Here is an 18,059-nt window from a genome sequence, read left to right as displayed (position 1 = left end):
GCCGCCGGACTGGATGAAGCGCCAGGCCGAGCTGGTGCACCAGCGCGCCATCCAGGCCGACATCGTCATCACCACCGCGCTGATCCCGGGCCGCAAGGCGCCGGTGCTGCTGCAGGAAGCGACCGTGGCGCAGATGAAGCCGGGCTCGGTGGTGGTGGACCTGGCCGCCGCGCAGGGCGGCAACTGCCCGCTGACGGTGGCCGACCAGGTGGTCAACCACAACGGCGTGATCCTGATCGGCCATACCAACCTGGCCAGCATGGTCGCGGCCGACGCCTCGGCGCTCTACGCCCGCAACGTGCTGGACTTCCTCAAGCTGGTCGTCGACAAGGACGGCCAGTTCACGCTCAACCTCGAAGACGACATCGTCGCCGCCTGCCTGATGACGGGACGCAAGCAAGCGGCGCTGGCCGGCTGATTCAAAGGAGACCTCAATGGAAATGGTTAGCCACACGGTGATCAATCTGATCATCTTTGTCCTGGCGATCTACGTGGGTTACCACGTGGTCTGGACGGTCACGCCGGCCCTGCATACGCCCCTGATGGCGGTAACCAACGCGATCTCGGCCATCATCATCGTCGGCGCCATGCTCGCCGCGGGCCTGACCGAAGGCGGCGTCGGGCGCGTGATGGGCACGCTGGCGGTGGCATTGGCGGCGGTCAACGTGTTCGGCGGCTTCCTGGTGACCCAGCGCATGCTGGAGATGTTCAAGAAGAAGGAACCGAAGGCCAAGGCGCCCGAGGGCAAGCCGGCACTGGCCAAGGAGGGCGCGTGATGGCGGGCCTTGTCAGCATGAACCTCGTCACCCTGCTCTACCTGGTGGCCTCGGTTTGCTTTATCCAGGCACTCAAGGGGCTGTCGCACCCGGCCTCGGCGCGCAAGGGCAATGCCTTCGGCATGATCGGCATGGCCATCGCGGTGGTGACCACGCTGGTGCTGATCATCAAGCTGAAGAACGATTTCCTCGCGGCGGGCACGGCCCAGTCGTCGGTAGGCACCGGCATCGTGCTGATCTTCGCCGCGCTGGTGGTCGGCGGCGGCATCGGCGCCTACGTCGCGCGCAAGGTGCAGATGACCAAGATGCCGGAACTGGTCGCGGCGATGCACTCGCTGATCGGTCTCGCGGCGGTGTTCATCGCGGTGGCGGCGGTGGCCGAGCCGGCGGCATTCGGCATCAGCCCGGCCGGCTCGCACCTGATCCCGCTAGGCAACCGCATCGAGCTGTTTATCGGCTGCTTCGTCGGCGCGATCACGTTCTCGGGCTCGGTGATCGCCTTCGGCAAGCTGGCCGGGCGCTACAAGTTCCGCCTGTTCCAGGGCGCGCCGGTGGTGTTCGCCGGCCAGCACATGCTGAACCTGGCGCTGGCGGTGGCCATGGTCGGCTTCGGCATCGCCTTCTTCATGACGCAGGAGTGGCTGCCGTTCCTGGTGATGCTGGCGATCGCCTTCGTGCTGGGCGTGCTGATCATCATCCCGATCGGCGGCGCCGACATGCCGGTGGTGGTGTCGATGCTGAACTCGTACTCGGGCTGGGCGGCGGCGGGCATCGGCTTCTCGCTGAACAACCCGATGCTGATCATCGCCGGCTCGCTGGTGGGTTCGTCCGGTGCGATCCTCTCGTACATCATGTGCAAGGCGATGAACCGGTCGTTTTTCAACGTGATCCTGGGCGGCTTCGGCGGCGATGCGTCGGCTGGCGCGGCGGCCGGCGCGCAGGCACAGCGCAACGTCAAGTCGGGGTCGGCGGACGACGCCGCCTTCCTGATGGGCAACGCCGAGACCGTGATCATCGTCCCCGGCTACGGCCTGGCGGTGGCGCGCGCGCAGCACGCGTTGAAGGAGCTGACCGAGAAGCTGTCGGAGAAGGGCGTGACCGTGAAGTACGCGATCCACCCGGTGGCGGGCCGCATGCCGGGCCACATGAACGTGCTGCTGGCCGAGGCCGAGGTGCCGTACGACCAGGTCTTCGAGATGGAGGACATCAACAGCGAGTTCGGCCAGGCCGACGTGGTGCTGGTGCTGGGCGCCAACGACGTGGTCAACCCGGCGGCCAAGACCGATCCCAAGTCGCCGATCGCCGGCATGCCGATCCTGGAGGCGTACAAGGCCAAGACCATCATCGTCAACAAGCGCTCGATGGCCGCCGGCTATGCCGGTCTGGACAACGAGCTGTTCTATATGGACAAGACCATGATGGTGTTCGGCGACGCCAAGAAGGTGGTCGAGGACATGTTCAAGGCGGTCGACTAAGGCCGCGTCGCTCTCTTCCCGGAAAGTCGATTCACCAATTGCACCGTCCTGCTGCATCAAGGCCGGCACCACAGAACTTTCAAATCCGAGCGCAAGCCGGGTGCGCTCCATTGCAATGTCGCAACATAACGATGACACCCACCTTCGTTTCCTCGTCCATGGAAATCAACGCCTTCTTTCATCCGGCTACCTCCACCTTTAGCTATCTCGTTCTTGACCGGCAAAGCCGGCAATGTGCGCTGATCGACAGCGTGCTTGACTACGACCCTCACTCTGGCCGGATCTGCACGGCTTACGCCGATCGGCTGGTATCGCGGGTGCAGGAGTTGGGAGCGGTGGTTCAATGGATTATGGAAACCCATATGCATGCCGACCACCTTACGGCCGCGCCCTATCTCAAGCGACGGCTCGGCGGCCAGATCGCTATTGGAAGTCAGATCACAACGGTACAGAAGGTCTTCGGCGAGATATTCAATGCAGGGACGGAATTCGCACCAAACGGCTGCCAGTTTGATCGCCTCTGGAATGATGGCGACAAGTTCACGATCGGCAGTCTGCAGGCCCGTGCGATTCATACGCCAGGCCATACACCGGCCTGCATGACCTATGTGATTGGCAACGCCCAGGAGACCGCGGCCTTTGTCGGTGACACGTTGTTTATGCCTGACTATGGCACAGCTCGTTGCGACTTTCCGGGGGGCGACGCTCGCACCCTCTACCGCTCCATCCACAAGGTGCTGTGCCTGCCAACGGAGACGCGCCTCTACTTGTGTCACGACTATCAGCCCGGCGGCAGGGAACTCAGCTACATGGCCACGGTAGCTGACCAACGTGCGAATAACATCCATGTCCGGGATGGCATCGGCGAAGAAGAATTCGTGGTGATGCGCAGGGCTCGCGATGCTACGCTGCCGATGCCGGCGCTGATGCTGCCATCCGTTCAGGTCAACATGCGGGCGGGAGAGTTTCCCGCGCCTGAGGCCAACGGTAAGCGATATCTAAAAATCCCCGTTGACGCACCTTGATGCAAGAATTCCGGCCTCGGTGAAACCGCCGGACCGGGGGTCCGAAACTCAATCAACCGGGCCGTGACCGGCCCGGGGAACAACCGCGCTAGTTCACCGGCGTAAAGACCGGCGCCCCCTGCTTCTTGAGCAGGAACACGACGAACTTCGCGGGCCTGGTCTTGCTGGCATTGCGACCGACGGTGTGGAGGTCGTCCGGGCCTTCGTAGAAGGTCTCGCCCGCCTTCAGCGTAACCTCCTTGCCGCCCTTCACGCCCATCACGATGCTGCCCTCGAGCACATAGACGAACGCATGCGCATCATGGCGATGCACCGGGTCGAAGCCGCCGGGCGGGTACTCCACCGTGATCATCTGGACTTCCTTGCCCGCATAGTCGGGCAGCGCCCTGGTGGTCAGCGACTGGACCACCACCTCCGGCGGGGCGGCGTGGGCCGGCGGCGCCGACATCAGCAGCACCAGGCTTGCCGCCATGGCAATCGACCGTCTCACGGCATTACTCCAGGTTGGCCTTGTCCAGCCCGAAGGCTTTGTCGGAAGAACCGGGGACCATGCGGAAGGCTACGTTCAACCGATTCCACGTATTGATGGCGCCCACCAGGAAAGTGAGGTCGGACAGCTCTTGCTCGGAATACTGCGTGCGCACGCGCTCGTATACCAACGCCGCAAGGACCGGCCGCAACGGCGGCAGCCTCGACAAGGCGCCGTCTGCCTGAGCGCGATCCAGGCACTGCGACGCCCCGCCGACCCCGCTCCAGCGAACCCGGAGGCACGGACTGGCTGCGCAGCGTGCCGTTGCGGTCCGTCAGGATCTGATCGAGCTCGGTGCCAGGCGCCGCCTTCAGGTACCACAGCCAGTTGAAGCGGCGGTGACCCGGCTCGGTCGAACCGTCGGCCCCGGCACCATGTACTGCAGCATCATCGAGCCGGGTTCGTGCTGGAACACCAAGTTCTCGTAGAGCAGCGGCTTGGCGCTATCGGGCAGGCGATTCTCCTCGACCAGTCCGCGCCAGACCACATAGCCGGCATAGGTCGGCGAGATGCCCGACAGCATGAGCAATCGGACCGTGGAGCCGGCCCCGTCGGCGCCGACCAGCAAGTCGCCTTGCGCCTGCCGGCCATCGGCAAACGTGGCATGCACGCCGAAGCCGTCCTGCCCGACGCCGGTCAGCCGCGCTCCGCGATGATAGTGCCGGGCCGGGAAGCTGCGCATCATGCCGGGCCGGGAAGCTGCGCATCAATGCCGCGTACAACCTGTTCCACGACGTCCGAGTCTGCGGCGAATGCTGTCGGTCGCGCACCGTGCCGCGGGAATCCAGGTACAGCCGGTCGTGCGAGCGCACGCCAAGCGCGCCGCCCGGGACGACGCCCGCAAAGGCAAGGCGCGTATCACCTCGGGCTGCAGCACGATCCCGCCACCGCGGCTGCTCAGCGCGGAGGGCGAACGCTCGAACACCTCCACATCCCAGCCGACCGCTCGCAGCGCGGTTGCCGCGAACAAGCCGACGAGTGAGCCGCCGATGACGAGAGCCCTGGGCGGGCGCGCGAGCGCTGCCAGGTCCTGCGCGGCAGATGCCGCTGGTTCTGCATTAAGGAAAAGCTTGCCTTCCATGTCTGGCTCCAGTATGCGATCCGATGCAGCGATGGTAGAGGGCCGTGCGTGATCGCTGAAAGGGACGGCAAAGCAAGAGCGCTTTGCGGCAACAGCAACGACCAGCGGCGGCCCCACGCGGGGGCCGCGCCCTTGCGTGCGATGCAAAGCTGGATTGCACGGATATGCCATTCGTGCCGGCAGCGATCGCGCCTAACCTTCCTGCATCGCCAACGCATCGCGTTGAACAAGGAGAAGCGACATGGAAAGTCAAGCCACTCTTCACTATGTGACGATCCCTACTGCGGCTGGTGCTACGGCCTGGCGCCGCTGATTTCGGTAGCCGAAGAGACCGAAGGACTGAAGGTCGTCGCGCATGGTGGCGGCATGCTGGCCGGCGCGCTCGCACAGATGATGTCCGGGGAATGGCGTGAGTTCGTCCGGCCCCATGAAGCGCGCATTACCGCGCTCAGCGGACAAACGTTCGGCACGCGGTACCAGGAAGGCACCCAGTTCAACTATGACGTAAAGCTCGATTCCGCGCCGCCCACGGCAGCGATGCTGGCTGCGGAACGCGTGGCCGATGCGGGTGTGCGCATGCTGAAACGGCTCCAGACCGCGTACTACGTCGAGGGCCGGCACATTGCCGAGCGCGCCGAACTGGTCCGCATCGCCGTCGAACTGGGCCTGGACGCACAGGCGTTCTCGACAGCTTATGACCAAGCCCTGCGCGAGATCGGCACGCACTTCAGCAATACCCAGACACTCCCAGAGGCACTGGGCGGGCAGGGCTATCCGACCCTGGCGATCGAACGGGACGGCAAGCTATCGCGCATCCACCTGGGCCGGAATTTCGGCACGCCGGAACGTTTCCGCGAGGCGCTGGCGGAGCTGATGGCACCACCCCAGCTCGCAGCGTGACCGCACACGCACCAGCAGCGCGCCGGGCGGTGCACCCACGGCCAGGACCGGCCGCCTGGCGTCAGTCCCGGCGTCGGGTCGGCCCTGGCAGCGCCGCCAGGAACTCCAGGAATGCGCCGATTCTGCGCGAACCGCGCTGGTTCGGAAGATACAGCGAGGAGATCGCGGAGCTTGCCTGGTCCGGATTGACGGAACAATCGTCGAACAAGGCCGTCAGCTGTCCGGCAGCGATGTCGTCGTCGACCATCCAGTCGGGCAACAGTCCGATCCCTCCGCCGGCCAGCGCGACTTCGCGCAGGATCTCGGCGTTGTTGCTGCGGAAGTGGCCGCTGACCGGTACCTTAATCTCGCTGCCGCCGTGCCGGAAGGTCCACACTTGATCCCGCGCGCCATAGCTGAACCGAAGGCAGCGGTGATTGACCAGGTCGACGGGATCATCGGGACTGCCGTGGCTTTGCAGATAGGCCGGGCTGGCAACGACACGTCGGCGAAAGCGCCCGATTTCCCGCGCGACGACGTTGTCGTAGGATGCCGGGCTGCCCAGCCGCACGGAAAGGTCGATGCGCTGGCCCAGCAGGTCGACGATATCGTCGGTCAGCGTCACTTCGACCTCGAGCTGGGGATGCTTGGCCAGCCACCCACCCAGATAAGGCGCGATGCACCGCCGGCCGAATGCCACCGGCAACGACACGCGCAATTGCCCGACCGGCTCCTCGCCCCGATCGGCGATCAGCGCGTCGGCCTCCTCGACGGCATCGAGGATCCTGCGCGCGCGCTGATAGTAGGCGGCGCCCGCCTCCGTGACGGTAATCAGCCGTGTGGAGCGGTTCAGCAGCACCGCCCCGAGCGATGCCTCGAGCCCGTCCAGCGCACGCGTGACCGACGATGTGGCCAGGTTCAGGCGGCGCCCCGCGGCAGAAAAGCCCTTCGCATCCACGGTCTCCACGAACATCTTCAGTGCAAGCAGCTTGTCCATTTTTGCCTTGGGACTGGTTGATCGATCCGGGCTTCGGGCGCCGGGTCTGGCCGACGCGTCGCGGGACGGCGTTAGCGGTGAGCACCGGCATGAAACACCGGCAGGACCGTCGCCGCCAGTTCGTCGAGGATGTCCTGTACCGGCCGCCCGGAACCCGAGATATTGAGCGAGACGTGGTGGACGCCCAGCGCCCGCATTTCCCCGAGGAGATCGACGAGATGCCGGGCGCCCGTCCGATAGCCGAGATTCAGTGCCGTGGGTGGCTCGGACGCATTCTCGCTTAGCTCGAGCCGCACCGCCACACCGAACGCACGGAAGCTGCCCGCCGCAGCGCGGTCGCACGCCGCTCGCCACATGCTGTGCCGGTCGCGCTGCGTGGCCAGATCACGGTGGTAGGTCATCCAGCCGATGGCATTCCGGGCGATCCAGTCCACACTCTGCCCGCCGGAGCCCACGGCCAGCATCGGGACGCCGGCCTGCTGGCGCGGCAGCATGTAGAACGCGGTCCCGTCGTCGGGCTGCCGGTCGCCAATGACCTGCGACGGCACGCCAACCGCGGCTCTCACCACGTCCCAGTGCGCGCGGAACCGTTCGCGGCGCGCTGCCGTCCTGTCCGAAGGCGGCATATTCGGGCGGTCGGTCTCCGGAGCCGAGGCCGAGGATAAAGCGCCCCGCGGCAAGCTCGCTTGCCGAGATTGCGCCCTTGGCGATATGCAGGGGATGGCGCAAGGTAAGCACCACGGCGCCGCTGACCAACACGGCCGGGCGCGTGCGTGTGGCCAGTGCTCCAAGGAAAACCCACGGATCAAGATGGCCGACAGGATCGGGATATCCGTCACTGTTGAGCGGCACGTCGCGGACCCACAAGGCGCGGAAACCCGCCGCATCGGCCCGTTGCGCCAGGTCGAGCTGCAGGCCATAGTCCGCCACGCTCTGGCCGGCCGCGAGCACCGGCAAGGCCAGGCCGATCGAGAGCCGGTGATCGCGGAACAGCCCGAGGGCCGCACTGGCCCGAGGTCGCGAAGCGCTGAAATTCGACATGATCCGTCCGGCACGATTGCATGTCGGGCGATGATGCCACGCCTTGGCGCCCCGGGGGCAAGGCTTCGTGGGCGTTGTCACGACTTCGCCACACGCCATCGCCGGCCCCCGGATCAGGGTTAATACCAGCATCTCCGCTCTTTGCCTGCCGGAGGATTCGCCCTAATATTTATCAACCGATCACTGATCGATCGATAACTTAAGGAGGCAGCGATGGCACTGACCAGGCTGGCACATTTCTCCATCCGCACCACGGACCTGGAACGGTCCTGTGCGTTCTATGAACGCGTCCTGGGTTTCCGCCGCGGATACCGGCCGCCGTTCGACTTTCCCGGCGCCTGGCTCTATATGGGCGACGACGAACGCGAATACGGCACCGTCCACATCATTGGCGTGGATCCGGACAACGCCGCGGGACTGTCGGCCTATCTCGGCGACAAATCGCTGCCGGCGTCGGGCACAGGCACGCTGGACCACATCGCGTTCCTGGCCACTGGCGTGCAACAGATGTGGGCAACGTTGCGCGCCGAGGGCATCCCCTGGCGCGACCGTACGGTGCCGAGCTTGGGCCTGCACCAGGTCTTCATCGAAGACCCGTCCGGCGTGACGATCGAACTGAACTATCCGGCCGCCGAAGTGGCCGGCCTGGAACTGCCGCATGCGGCGCAAGCAAGAACCGGAGTGATGGCATGAATACCGTACGGCACCAGAAACCCAAGGCGATCATCGTCGGGGGCTCGCTCGGTGGGCTGTTTGCCGCCAATATGCTCGAGCGCGACGGCTGGGACGTTGAAGTCTTCGAACGCACGCCCGAGGCCCTGAACGGCCGCGGCGCCGGCATCGTCACCCATCCGGAACTGTTCGACGCGCTGGCCGCTGCCGGAGTGGCGGTCGACGACAGCATCGGCGTGCGCGTCGACACTCGCATGACGCTCGCGCGCGACGGCGTGGCCGTGTCCAAGCGCGAGATGCCGCAGACACTGACCGCATGGGGCAAGATGTACGATGTGCTGGAAAAGGCATTCCGTGGTGCCTACCGCACCGGCGCCATGGTGACGGCCGTCGATTCGCGCGTCGACCAAGCGCTGGTCACGCTGCAGGACGGTTCCAAGCACCGCGCCGACATCGTGATTGCGGCCGACGGATTCCGCTCCGGCGTGCGCGAACAGCTGTTGCCCGAGGCACGGCTCGAGTACGCGGGATACATCGCCTGGCGCGGCCTGGTTGACGAAAAGCAGCTCTCGGCGGCCACGCATGCCGAGATCTTCGGCAAGTTCGCGTTCTGCCTGCCTCCGCATGAACAGATCCTTGGCTACCCGGTGGCCGGCGACGGCAACAGCACGGAACCGGGACAACGCCGCTACAACTTCGTCTGGTATCGCGCCACACGCGAGGACGATGAACTTCCGGACCTGCTGACCGACGCCACGGGCAAGCTCTGGGCCAACGGCATCCCGCCGGGCCTGATCCGACCGGACGTGCTCGCCGACATGGAGCGCGCCGCCACCGAGCTGCTGGCGCCGCAGTTTGCCGAAGTGGTCGCGAAAACCTCCCAGCCACTGTTCCAGCCGATCTACGACCTGGCCGTGCCGCACATGGCGTTTGGCCGGATCGCGCTGCTGGGCGACGCCGCCTTCGTGGCGCGCCCGCATTGCGGCATGGGCGTGACCAAGGCGGCGGGCGACGCCATGGCGCTGGTTCGCGCCCTTGCCGGCCATGCGTCGGCCGAAGCGGCGCTCGAAGCGTACAGCGCCGAACGCGTCCAGGTCGGGCAGGCCGTCGTCGAGCATGCGCGCCATCTTGGCGCGTATATGCAGGCGCAACTCCGCAGCGAGCAGGACCGCGAGATGGCCGAGCGTTATCGCACCCCCGAAGCCGTCATGCGCGAGACCGCCGTGTCGCCTCGGTTCTGAGCACCGCCCGAACAATATTTGGAGACAACCTCATGCCTCAAGCTGCCCCTGCCCCTGCCCCCTTCGCGTCCGGCCCCGGCCTCGAAGGGTCGAAGACGCCAGTCGTCCCGCACCCGATGCTGAGCGAGCCCGCCTTCGAACGCCTGCACCGCATGCGCCGGCGCTTCTCATGGTCGCTCACGGCCGCCATGCTGCTGGTCTATTTCGGCTTCATCCTGACGCTGGCCTTCCGGCCGGACCTGCTGGCCCTGCCGCTGACGCCAGGCCGGCCGATGAGCGTCGGCATCCCCATCGGCTTCGGCATGTTCGCGTTCACCTTTGCACTGGTGGCCGTCTACGTGTATCGCAGCAACACCGTCTACGACAAGATGATCGCGGACATCCGCACCGGAGAACAGCCATGAAACGCGTACTGACGACGGTGGTCCCGCTGCTGGCGGCCACCCCGGCCTGGGCCACCACGCCGCCAGTCGGCCAGGGCCTGAACCTGATCGCGATTGCCCTGTTCCTGGTGTTCGTCGCCGCCACGCTCGCAGTGACGCGCTGGGCAGCCCGGCGCAACCACAGCGTGGCGGACCACTACGCGGCCGGCGGCAAGATCACCGCCATGCAGAATGGCTGGGCGATCGCCGGTGATTACATGTCGGCGGCGTCGCTGCTCGGGATCTCGGCATTGGTGTTCACCAGCGGCTACGACGGCCTGATCTATTCGATCGGCTTCCTGGCGAGCTGGCCGATCATCCTGTTCCTGATCGCCGAGCCGCTGCGCAACCTCGGCCGCTACACGCTGGCCGACGTGCTGTCCTACCGCCTCAGGCAACGCCCGATCCGCGGATTCTCGGCCTCGAGCTCGATCGTGATCGTGCTGCTGTACCTGGTTTCGCAGATGGTCGGCGCCGGCAAGCTGGTCGAACTGCTGTTCGGCTTCAACTACACCACGGCGGTGGTGCTGGTCGGCGTCCTGATGGTCGTCTACGTGTTCTTCGGCGGCATGCTGGCCACCACGTGGATCCAGATCATCAAGGCCGTCATGCTGCTGGCCGGGTGCGCGTTCATGGCGTTCATGGTCCTGAGCCACTTCGGCTTCAGCCTAGACACGCTGTTCGATCATGCCATCGCCGCGCACGGCAAGCACGACGCCATCATGCGTCCCGGCGGCCTGGTCTCCGACCCGGTCTCCGCCGTGTCGCTGGGCCTCGCGCTGATCTTCGGCACCGCCGGCCTGCCGCACATCCTGATGCGTTTCTTCACCGTGGCCGACGTCAAGGCGGCGCGCAAGAGCGTGCTCTATGCGACGGGCATCGTCGGCGCGGGCTACGCTATGATCATCGTGATCGGCTTCGGCACGATCGCGCTGGTGGCGCCGGACCCGCTCTACCACAACGGCGCGGGCGCCGTGATCGGCGGGGTCAATATGGTGGCCGTGCACCTGGCGCATGCTGTCGGCGGCAACGTTTTCCTCGGCTTCATTTGCGCCGTGGCGTTCTCGACCATCCTCGCCGTGGTCGCGGGGCTGACGCTGGCCGGGTCCTCGGCCATCTCGCATGACCTGTATGCGACCGTGATCCGCCAGGGCCAGGCGTCCGACCAGGACGAAATGCGGGTCTCGCGCCTCACCACGCTGGTACTGGGTGTGCTCTCGATCCTGCTCGGCATCGTGTTCGAGAAACAGACCATTGCCTTTATCGTCAGCCTGACCTTCTCGATTGCAGCGAGCTCCAATTTCCCGGTCCTGCTCCTGTCGATCTACTGGCGCGGACTGACGACGCGCGGCGCCGTGCTCGGCGGGATTATGGGGCTGGTGACGGCGGTCGTGCTGACCGTGCTCAGCCCCACCGTCTGGGTGCAGGTGCTTGGACATGCTTCGGCGATCTATCCCTACGAGTATCCGGCGCTGTTCTCGATGCTGGCGGCATTCATCGGGATCTATGTGTTCTCCGTGACCGACCGTTCGCCACGCGGCGCATGGGAGCGCGCTGCGTACCAGAACCAGCGCGTCGACTGCGAGCTGGGCATCGGCGGCAAGGCAGCCCGCTAGTCCTGCCTGGACACGGTGCAACGGGCGGCGCAGAGCCCTGCGTACGCCCGTCTTCTTCGTTTATCGGGCGATTGGTAGAATCCGGACATCATCTGCATCGCCATTGCGAGAGAAAACGTCATGGAGTCAAGCAACGCACCGGCCACGGAAGACGCCGCAGCCAAGGGCACCAGACGGCTGCTGCCCGAGGAGCGCGAGCAGCAGATCGTGGAGAAGGCCATCGAGCACTTCACCCGCAACGGCTTCGGCGGCAGCACCCGAGAGCTGGCTCGGCAGATCGGCGTCACGCAGCCGTTGCTGTATCGCTATTTCGAAAGCAAGGATGCGCTCATCGAGCGGGTCTACAACGAGGTATTCCAGTGGCGCGCTGACTGGGAGCGCCAGATCTCCGACCGCTCCATGCCGCTAACGGAGCGGCTGTACGCGTTTTACCGCGACTATTCATCGGTGATCCTTCGTGAAGAATGGATCCGGCTGTTCATCTTTGCCGGCCTGACCCACGAAGGCATCAACAAGAAGTACCTGAGCAAGCTGCGCAGCAAGGTCTTCCTGCCCGTGCTGGCCGAGGTCAGGCACGAGTTCGGTATTCCTGCGCCCCGCGATACGGCGCAGACCGAGGCCGAGATCGAGATGATCTGGAGCCTCCACGCAGCCATCTTCTATATCGGCGTGCGCAAATGGATCTACGGGCTCAAGGTGCCGGCCGACATGGACGCCGTGATCCGCCGGCAGGTCGACATGTTCCTGCACGGCGCACCAGCGTCCCTGCGCGCCATGCGGACAGGCACGCCGTAAGACTCTCTCCGGGCCAGCTCCCCGCTGGCGCGCCTCTCGCACTACCACTGAACTCGCATCTCAGGTGTCAGCGCAGAGGTGCAGCCCATGCCATATCGGCAAAGCCCGCGCCATTTCCGAATACCCCGTGCGCGAACGGGATAACGCCCTTGCCATGCGTCCATAAGCTGCAATCGAAGCGGAAGGCCCCCCCGCCAAGATCGAGGACCATCATCATGGACTATGCGTTACAACATCAATTCACGGGGTGCGACGGGCGCTTCGCAGCCACGACGTCAAGGTCATCCGGCGAGACAGTTTCTGAATACCACGCGAACTAACTTTCCTTCACCTTCACGCGGTCAGCGTCAGTGCGCATCCATCAAGTCAGCACAAATCTGTCTGTTGTAGCAACTGGATGCTTGCGCTTGGAACGGGCCGGCCCAAAAGTCCGACTCAATTTGTCGAGCTACCAACGCTCGGCGCAAGATACCAATGGTAGAAGCGGCTCTTGCCGCCACAGTGAGGGAAGGAACAGGAGACAGCGAACGACGCAAGATCCTTCGCGACGATCTTCTCGCGACCAGCCTGCTTATGGCCCCGCACTGTATATCCCCATCGGAAAAAAGCGCAAATCAGCGTCAATCGGTCCGTCGCGTTTGACGACGGAGCCAGTGGCTTGACTTTGTCGCCGCTAGTTCATGCTGGTGCTACCTCCGGATGAAAGGAAGTGCACCATGCTGAAGCTTGTCTTCGTGTCCGTCGCAGTCGCTGTGGCGATTCTGTCCAATCAACCGTCCCCGCTGCCAATTGCCGAAGGCGCAGCGCAACGCCACGCCTTCGTGCGCCTGCCTTGACTTCATAGCGTTCAACGATGCAAGTCAACACACAACTGCCGCTGTTTCCGCCGGCACCCATTCCCCATAGCGAGTCCGCCGCTACGGCCCTGCTCCTCCTCGCGTGCTCAGGCACGAAGCTCGATCGGCCGGCGCCCGCGCTGGAGCTGTACCGCGGCGTCATGTACCAATCGTACAGGGCCCATGTTCGCGGCGATAAGGCCCCGACCGTTTTGATCCTGTCCGCCCGCCACGGTTTTGTGGCATCGCACACCGAGATCGCGCCCTACGATCAACGCATGACGCCCCAGCGTGCCGACCAGATGCTGGGCGACCTGCAGAGCTACCTGCGGCCGGAGGCTTGGCCGAGCCAAGTCAGCCGAGTGATGCTCGCCGGCGGCCGAGAGTATCGCCGCGTCATGCACGCCGCGCTGGCCCGCCGGTATGGCGCGGCCCTGCCGGCGCTTCAGGAAACCACCGGCGGCATCGGCACGCAGCGCTCCCAGCTCGGCGCCTTCCTCGAGGGCCTGGCACCAGCGCTTTGCGATCGGATCGGCCAGCATCCCAACGGCACCCCGCTCTATCGCCGGTATGGCTGGATCGAAGCGGGCACCACCGTCAGCGTGGTTTACCGTGCCGCACCGCATCTGCCCGCACGCAAGGCCCAGGTCCTGGCGCTCTTTGACGGGCCGAGCGGGCCAACCGCCGACGTCGTCGTCGAAGAAGTCATTGGTGGCCGCGCCAAGGCCTGCCCGCGCTGGGTCGCCGTGAGCAATGTGCGGCCTGATCTGACGGAGATGCCGGCATGACCGACTTTGATCGCGAACTGCAGCGCCTGGCCAACGAACTAAGCCAGGTAAGCCATGACAAGCCGGCCCAGCTGCTCGCCCTCACCTATGCTGGCTTCCGCGCCTGGGCGAAGGTCGGCAACCTGAGCTTTCCGCCAGAGCGGCGGCACGAGTTGCTGCAAGAGGTACTGCGCTTTTGCGCGTACGAATGCCTTTGCGCCTGCTGCTTTTCCAGAGACCACGCCTTGCAGCAGATTGCCGACATGCTTGACGGCAGCTGTCCGAGGTACGCGCGGACGCGCGCAAGGCTCGAGGAACGGCGCAACCGGTACGGTCGGATACGGTGCTGACCCCCTTCTCTGCAGGCTATACCCGCCTCGGTGAGGCGGCAGGGGTATGGGCGGAGCCAATTTCAGTATATAACAGCAAGCATGAAACCGACGGACACCCTCTGGCTCACGAATCCCACCCTGGCCTACAGCGATTGGCAAGCCCGGGAAGCCGCCGGCGCGGATCGTCGGCCCTTCTCTGCCCGCTCGATCGTCCAGCATCAGGCGATGTTCGAGCACTTTCGCCGGCACCTGCTCTCCCGGGGCGCTAGCATTCCCTCCTTCGGCGCCGACGATATCGACGCGTTCTGGCAGAGCCCCCATGCGCGTTCCTACTCCCAGGCCACGCGGGTGCGATATGTCAAGCTGTTGGATCGCCTGTGCCGGCATCTGGTCTTTTCCGGTGTCCGGCACGACAACCCCGCGGCCGCGCTGCTCGCTGGCGAGCGATGGCCTGACCAGGAGCCGACGCCGCAGTATCTGGACGCGGCCCAGGATGCGCGCCTGCAGGCCTTCCTGCAGGCGCCTGCCGATGACCTGGCCAGCCTGCGCTCGCGCGCGATCGTCGCCGTCTTTCTCGCGACCGGCATCACGGCCTCAGAAGCGCGTGCTGCACGGGTGACCGATCTACAGCTAGAGGCAAGGCCGCCCTATCTCTTCGTGCCCGCGCACGGGCCGCGGGATGCCCGAACCGTCCACGTGGAGGACTTCGCCGTGCCCCTGCTGCGCGCCTGGCTCGCCCGGCGCGCGACACTGCCAATCGAGGGCGAGCTGCTCTTCACGCTTTCGCCGCAAGGCCGGCCCATTACCGATATGACCTTTGGCCGGATCGTGGCCGCCGCGCTCGAAGCCATCGGATTCACCGGCGCCGAGCCAAGCCCGCGCACCCTGCGCAATACTTTCTGCCGACGCCACCTGCTCGCGGGCCTGTCCCGGGAGACCGTCAGCTGCATGCTGGGGCTGGCCAGCCAGCGAACTTGCGACCGCATCGCGGCAACCATCGAATCGGAAGACGGAGACCCATCATGAGCATCCCGCTGGACACCGCCAAAGCCATCTATCGACGCGCGATCGACCCCAGAGCAAGCGACCGCGAAGGCGAGGCGTGGTGGGCCGCCGTCGCCGACGAGGTCAATATGGTCGTGAGCGCCAAGGATGCCACGGCGGCGGCAGCCGTCATTGCCTGGTGGCACCACGACTGGAGCCAGGTGTCAGACACCCCGCGCGCAGCGGCCGCACGCATCCGTCGCGCCGCACGTTCGAGAGTGCATTGACGGCAGAAATCCGCTTGCATACTGGGCAGCTTTTGATATTCTTCGCCCGTGCGCCGCGCCGCAATCTGCGGCCTGCAGGGACGCACATCTAACCTACACGACAATGGCCACGAAAGCGAAACCCGTAGCAAAGACTGCAACGAAGACCGCAGCCAAGAAGGCTGCGCCGGCAAAGAATGCCGCCCCCGCCAAGAAGGCCGCGACCACCGGCGCTCCGGTCGCGAAGCCGATCAAGGACACCTTCAACAAGTCGAGCCTGCTGGCACACCTGGTAGAGCAGACCCAGCTGGACAAGAAGGCTGTCCAGACCGTGCTGGCTCACCTGGAAAACACCATGGTCAGCGCGATCCACAAGAAGGGCGCTGGCGAATTCACCCTGCCGGGCCTGTTCAAAGTCTCGGCCATCCAGGTTCCCGCCACAAAAAGGCGCTTTGGTAAGAACCCGTTCACTGGTCAAGAACAGTGGTTCCCGGCCAAGCCGGCCAGCGTCAAGGTGAAGGTTCGTCCGATGAAGAAGCTGAAGGACGCCGCGCTGTAATTGCAGGTCAAGGAAAAGAAAAGGCCCCGGAATCTCGCGATTCCGGGGCCTTTTTGTATGCAACACATCAGAACAGCGAGGGTTGCGGTGTGGCGGCCTGCTTCCAAACCATCCGGCTTTCCGGCGGCAGACATTCGAAGGGTACGGCGCGCGCGCATAGCGCGTCGACGTCGTATTCGAGCGTGAGGCCCAGCCGGTCCTTGTACGCGGTGCGGCGAGCAATCTCGTCATGCTCGGCCCGCTGCGAATGGGACAGCGTGAGGCACCCATACTGAGCGTACCAGCGGTAGCCTGCAGTGACCTGGCCCGGCGCGATGCCGGCGTCATGGACGTCCAGCAGTCGATCCAGTTCGAACTCAGCAATCAGCAACGCCGCCTCCGCGTCGACGGAGAACTGTTGGGCGGTGGGCAAGGCCCAGACCACCCGACCACTGGCTGTCGTCTGCAGCACAGGCCCACAGGCCGCGTCGGCCGTGAAGCTCTCCAGGTAAGGATCTCGCAGGCCCGACCATTCCGCCGGCGCCGCGGTATCGTCCCATTCCTTCCCCACATGCAGGAAGCGCGCCGCCGGCACCGCGGTCTGCGGCACCTGCGGCACCTCGGGAATGTCGTACCGGAGGCCCCGCAGGCGAATGTCGCGCCAGTCCGCCCAAACGGCGAAGGGTCTGGCGAGCCCATTGAGCGACTGCAGCGCGTCGACCGCGATCAGCAAGTCAAGCGGCAGCAGCTCGAACTTCGGACGTTCTCCTGCCCGTTCAGCGCGGCACTGCTCGTCATAGTCCAGCTGCAACATGTACCGGACCAGCTCCCGCAGCATGGCGGGGTGGTAGGTATCGGGCTGGATCTTGATGAAACCGCCGCGGATCGTGCGCCCTACCCAGTGCCGCCGCTTCCAGTCGAACCGGGTATGGCGGATAAACCGATTGAGCCGCTGCAGGCCTGCCGCGTAGGCGTAGCGCGCGTCGTACTCGACCATGTTGGCCAGGCTCTTGTCCTCGGCCATCTGGCAGACGTGGCAGCCCAGGCGTGCTCCGCATTTGCCTTGCCGTCGCGAGCCGGCGCCCTCGAGGATCGCGTCAGCGACAACGGCGCAGGAGGTTCCGACCGCGTGGGCGTAGATGCGCCGCATCTCCTCGAAGTCCGAGTAACAGGGACGGGCCCCGCCCCCATACAGCGCGATGCCCTCCCAGATATCGTCGTCCTGCCAGTGACAGACCGGGCTCAGCACCAGGTCGCCATCCTGGTTGCGCGCCGGCTGAATCGCCGACTCGCCACGCTGTCGCATGGCCACGTTTCGACGAGTACTCTCTCCGTACCGGGTCCCAAGCAGCGTCACCGGCTCCGCGACGCCTTCCTCAGCCAGGGAGCGAAAGAGGCTTCGCCAGAACGCGCGTTGCGGGAGGATTTTCAGGTCGCTGCTGCAGTCGCCATGGGTTCCGGGAAAGCTCGGCAAGGCCCGGCCGGACAACACCTTCACCTGAAAGGTTGCGGCCATCGCCGGCTCGACAATGCGGGGGATGATGGGGATGTCATGCCGGCTGCCGAACTTGCGCATCCGGCCCAGTTCGTTGCGGTAGTGCTCTGCCACCTCTGGCGATTCCACCAGCGTATCGCCGGTGGTGACCACCACCAACGGCTTGCCGCCGGCGGCGCGGTGCTCGACAGCGGCATGCAGCGCGAGCGCTGCGACCATGCTGCTGTCCTTGCCGCCGCTGTACGCGATCACCAGCGGATGGCCAGCCTCGAGCAATCGCCGAATGGCCTGG

General features: G+C 65.3%; 20 protein-coding genes and 3 pseudogenes. 15 read left to right on the top strand and 8 right to left on the bottom strand.

Annotated elements, in window-relative coordinates; all coding sequences use genetic code 11:
• From AC3FMM_RS29975 to AC3FMM_RS29960, 4 genes are all read left to right on the top strand, one after another.
• Window positions 1-418 (top strand): Rossmann-fold NAD(P)-binding domain-containing protein (locus AC3FMM_RS29975; RefSeq protein WP_488688079.1); only part of this gene is annotated, 418 nt, incomplete at its 5' end.
• 16 nt (window positions 419-434) lie between these two features.
• Complete coding sequence (locus tag AC3FMM_RS29970; protein WP_488688077.1) at window positions 435-776, top strand: NAD(P) transhydrogenase subunit alpha part 2; 342 nt, start codon at window positions 435-437, stop codon at window positions 774-776.
• Window positions 776-2,251, top strand: a complete 1,476-nt coding sequence (locus AC3FMM_RS29965; protein ID WP_488688076.1) for an NAD(P)(+) transhydrogenase (Re/Si-specific) subunit beta — start codon at window positions 776-778, stop codon at window positions 2,249-2,251. The genes AC3FMM_RS29970 and AC3FMM_RS29965 overlap by 1 nt, the downstream gene beginning before the upstream one ends.
• Before the next feature lie 131 nt (window positions 2,252-2,382).
• Entirely contained in the window at window positions 2,383-3,276 is an 894-nt protein-coding gene (locus AC3FMM_RS29960; RefSeq protein WP_488688074.1) for an MBL fold metallo-hydrolase, read from the top strand.
• Window positions 3,277-3,364: 88 nt separating this feature from the next.
• Here the strand turns inward: AC3FMM_RS29960 and AC3FMM_RS29955 are convergent, their stop codons facing one another.
• The 4 genes and pseudogenes from AC3FMM_RS29955 to AC3FMM_RS29940 all read right to left on the bottom strand — a co-directional run bounded on the left by AC3FMM_RS29955 (window position 3,365) and on the right by AC3FMM_RS29940 (window position 4,886).
• On the bottom strand, window positions 3,365-3,766 hold the full coding sequence (locus tag AC3FMM_RS29955; RefSeq protein WP_488688072.1) for a cupin domain-containing protein: 402 nt from the start codon (window positions 3,764-3,766) through the stop codon (window positions 3,365-3,367).
• Window positions 3,767-3,770: 4 nt separating this feature from the next.
• Window positions 3,771-3,932 (bottom strand): annotated as a pseudogene (locus AC3FMM_RS29950) (carboxymuconolactone decarboxylase family protein); the annotation flags it as partial.
• A 154-nt stretch (window positions 3,933-4,086) separates the two neighbouring features.
• Window positions 4,087-4,328, bottom strand: a pseudogene (locus AC3FMM_RS29945) (FAD binding domain-containing protein); the annotation flags it as partial.
• A gap of 183 nt (window positions 4,329-4,511) precedes the next feature.
• The gene (locus AC3FMM_RS29940) at window positions 4,512-4,886 is read right to left on the bottom strand and encodes a hypothetical protein (protein WP_488688070.1); all 375 of its coding nucleotides are present in this window, start codon (window positions 4,884-4,886) and stop codon (window positions 4,512-4,514) included.
• Window positions 4,887-4,934: 48 nt separating this feature from the next.
• On the opposite strand from AC3FMM_RS29940, the gene AC3FMM_RS29935 reads away from it, so the two are divergent.
• Entirely contained in the window at window positions 4,935-5,786 is an 852-nt protein-coding gene (locus tag AC3FMM_RS29935; RefSeq protein ID WP_488688068.1) for a DsbA family protein, read from the top strand.
• 61 nt (window positions 5,787-5,847) lie between these two features.
• Here AC3FMM_RS29935 and AC3FMM_RS29930 read toward each other — a convergent pair whose 3' ends face one another.
• Complete coding sequence (locus tag AC3FMM_RS29930) at window positions 5,848-6,762, bottom strand: LysR family transcriptional regulator (protein ID WP_488688066.1); 915 nt, start codon at window positions 6,760-6,762, stop codon at window positions 5,848-5,850.
• A gap of 71 nt (window positions 6,763-6,833) precedes the next feature.
• Window positions 6,834-7,803 (bottom strand): annotated as a pseudogene (locus AC3FMM_RS29925) (TIGR03571 family LLM class oxidoreductase).
• Window positions 7,804-8,016: 213 nt separating this feature from the next.
• On the opposite strand from AC3FMM_RS29925, the gene AC3FMM_RS29920 reads away from it, so the two are divergent.
• From AC3FMM_RS29920 to AC3FMM_RS29900, 5 genes are all read left to right on the top strand, one after another.
• A complete protein-coding gene (locus AC3FMM_RS29920) occupies window positions 8,017-8,496 on the top strand; it encodes a VOC family protein (RefSeq protein ID WP_488688064.1) in 480 nt (159 codons plus the stop codon).
• The gene (locus AC3FMM_RS29915; protein ID WP_488688062.1) at window positions 8,493-9,716 is read left to right on the top strand and encodes an FAD binding domain-containing protein; all 1,224 of its coding nucleotides are present in this window, start codon (window positions 8,493-8,495) and stop codon (window positions 9,714-9,716) included. The genes AC3FMM_RS29920 and AC3FMM_RS29915 overlap by 4 nt, the downstream gene beginning before the upstream one ends.
• Window positions 9,717-9,748: 32 nt before the next feature.
• Window positions 9,749-10,120 carry a DUF485 domain-containing protein gene (locus AC3FMM_RS29910; protein WP_488688060.1) on the top strand — a complete coding sequence of 124 codons (372 nt, stop codon included), beginning with the start codon at window positions 9,749-9,751 and terminating at the stop codon, window positions 10,118-10,120.
• Complete coding sequence (locus AC3FMM_RS29905; protein ID WP_488688058.1) at window positions 10,117-11,754, top strand: cation acetate symporter; 1,638 nt, start codon at window positions 10,117-10,119, stop codon at window positions 11,752-11,754. The genes AC3FMM_RS29910 and AC3FMM_RS29905 overlap by 4 nt, the downstream gene beginning before the upstream one ends.
• A 120-nt stretch (window positions 11,755-11,874) precedes the next feature.
• On the top strand, window positions 11,875-12,549 hold the full coding sequence (locus AC3FMM_RS29900) for a TetR/AcrR family transcriptional regulator (protein ID WP_488688056.1): 675 nt from the start codon (window positions 11,875-11,877) through the stop codon (window positions 12,547-12,549).
• Window positions 12,550-12,616: 67 nt separating this feature from the next.
• Here AC3FMM_RS29900 and AC3FMM_RS29895 read toward each other — a convergent pair whose 3' ends face one another.
• Window positions 12,617-12,766, bottom strand: coding sequence for a hypothetical protein (locus AC3FMM_RS29895; RefSeq protein WP_488688054.1), 150 nt, complete (start codon window positions 12,764-12,766; stop codon window positions 12,617-12,619).
• Between the two features lie 636 nt (window positions 12,767-13,402).
• Here AC3FMM_RS29895 and AC3FMM_RS29890 point away from each other — a divergent pair.
• The 5 genes from AC3FMM_RS29890 (at window position 13,403) to AC3FMM_RS29870 (ending at window position 16,293) form a co-directional block, all read left to right on the top strand.
• A complete protein-coding gene (locus AC3FMM_RS29890) occupies window positions 13,403-14,173 on the top strand; it encodes a DUF6884 domain-containing protein (protein WP_488688052.1) in 771 nt (256 codons plus the stop codon).
• Window positions 14,170-14,502, top strand: a complete 333-nt coding sequence (locus AC3FMM_RS29885; protein ID WP_488688050.1) for a hypothetical protein — start codon at window positions 14,170-14,172, stop codon at window positions 14,500-14,502. Before AC3FMM_RS29890 ends, AC3FMM_RS29885 begins: the two co-directional genes overlap by 4 nt.
• 81 nt (window positions 14,503-14,583) lie before the next feature.
• Window positions 14,584-15,510 carry a tyrosine-type recombinase/integrase gene (locus AC3FMM_RS29880; protein WP_488688048.1) on the top strand — a complete coding sequence of 309 codons (927 nt, stop codon included), beginning with the start codon at window positions 14,584-14,586 and terminating at the stop codon, window positions 15,508-15,510.
• Window positions 15,507-15,755, top strand: coding sequence for a hypothetical protein (locus AC3FMM_RS29875; protein WP_488688046.1), 249 nt, complete (start codon window positions 15,507-15,509; stop codon window positions 15,753-15,755). The genes AC3FMM_RS29880 and AC3FMM_RS29875 overlap by 4 nt, the downstream gene beginning before the upstream one ends.
• 103 nt (window positions 15,756-15,858) lie before the next feature.
• A complete protein-coding gene (locus AC3FMM_RS29870) occupies window positions 15,859-16,293 on the top strand; it encodes an HU family DNA-binding protein (RefSeq protein WP_488688044.1) in 435 nt (144 codons plus the stop codon).
• Window positions 16,294-16,360: 67 nt separating this feature from the next.
• On the opposite strand, the gene AC3FMM_RS29865 is transcribed toward AC3FMM_RS29870, so the two are convergent.
• Complete coding sequence (locus AC3FMM_RS29865; RefSeq protein ID WP_488688042.1) at window positions 16,361-18,043, bottom strand: adenine nucleotide alpha hydrolase family protein; 1,683 nt, start codon at window positions 18,041-18,043, stop codon at window positions 16,361-16,363.
• Window positions 18,044-18,059: the final 16 nt, after the last annotated feature.

The organism is Cupriavidus sp. 207A1 (genome assembly GCF_057798955.1).
The sequence above is the reverse complement of the archived record's forward strand: the minus strand, read 5'-3'. Positions and strand labels throughout refer to the sequence as shown.

What these genes read in the sequence shown, in the direction of transcription:
- AC3FMM_RS29970 (WP_488688077.1), top strand. Translation starts at nt 435, where the DNA reads ATGGAAATGGTTAGCCACACGGTGATCAATCTGATCATCTTTGTCCTG.
- AC3FMM_RS29930 (WP_488688066.1), bottom strand. Translation starts at nt 6,762, where the DNA reads ATGGACAAGCTGCTTGCACTGAAGATGTTCGTGGAGACCGTGGATGCG.
- AC3FMM_RS29880 (WP_488688048.1), top strand. Translation starts at nt 14,584, where the DNA reads ATGAAACCGACGGACACCCTCTGGCTCACGAATCCCACCCTGGCCTAC.
- AC3FMM_RS29875 (WP_488688046.1), top strand. Translation starts at nt 15,507, where the DNA reads ATGAGCATCCCGCTGGACACCGCCAAAGCCATCTATCGACGCGCGATC.
- AC3FMM_RS29895 (WP_488688054.1), bottom strand. Translation starts at nt 12,766, where the DNA reads ATGATGATGGTCCTCGATCTTGGCGGGGGGGCCTTCCGCTTCGATTGC.
- AC3FMM_RS29940 (WP_488688070.1), bottom strand. Translation starts at nt 4,886, where the DNA reads ATGGAAGGCAAGCTTTTCCTTAATGCAGAACCAGCGGCATCTGCCGCG.
- AC3FMM_RS29960 (WP_488688074.1), top strand. Translation starts at nt 2,383, where the DNA reads ATGACACCCACCTTCGTTTCCTCGTCCATGGAAATCAACGCCTTCTTT.
- AC3FMM_RS29885 (WP_488688050.1), top strand. Translation starts at nt 14,170, where the DNA reads ATGACCGACTTTGATCGCGAACTGCAGCGCCTGGCCAACGAACTAAGC.
- AC3FMM_RS29920 (WP_488688064.1), top strand. Translation starts at nt 8,017, where the DNA reads ATGGCACTGACCAGGCTGGCACATTTCTCCATCCGCACCACGGACCTG.
- AC3FMM_RS29915 (WP_488688062.1), top strand. Translation starts at nt 8,493, where the DNA reads ATGAATACCGTACGGCACCAGAAACCCAAGGCGATCATCGTCGGGGGC.
- AC3FMM_RS29910 (WP_488688060.1), top strand. Translation starts at nt 9,749, where the DNA reads ATGCCTCAAGCTGCCCCTGCCCCTGCCCCCTTCGCGTCCGGCCCCGGC.
- AC3FMM_RS29905 (WP_488688058.1), top strand. Translation starts at nt 10,117, where the DNA reads ATGAAACGCGTACTGACGACGGTGGTCCCGCTGCTGGCGGCCACCCCG.
- AC3FMM_RS29870 (WP_488688044.1), top strand. Translation starts at nt 15,859, where the DNA reads ATGGCCACGAAAGCGAAACCCGTAGCAAAGACTGCAACGAAGACCGCA.
- AC3FMM_RS29890 (WP_488688052.1), top strand. Translation starts at nt 13,403, where the DNA reads ATGCAAGTCAACACACAACTGCCGCTGTTTCCGCCGGCACCCATTCCC.
- AC3FMM_RS29965 (WP_488688076.1), top strand. Translation starts at nt 776, where the DNA reads ATGGCGGGCCTTGTCAGCATGAACCTCGTCACCCTGCTCTACCTGGTG.
- AC3FMM_RS29900 (WP_488688056.1), top strand. Translation starts at nt 11,875, where the DNA reads ATGGAGTCAAGCAACGCACCGGCCACGGAAGACGCCGCAGCCAAGGGC.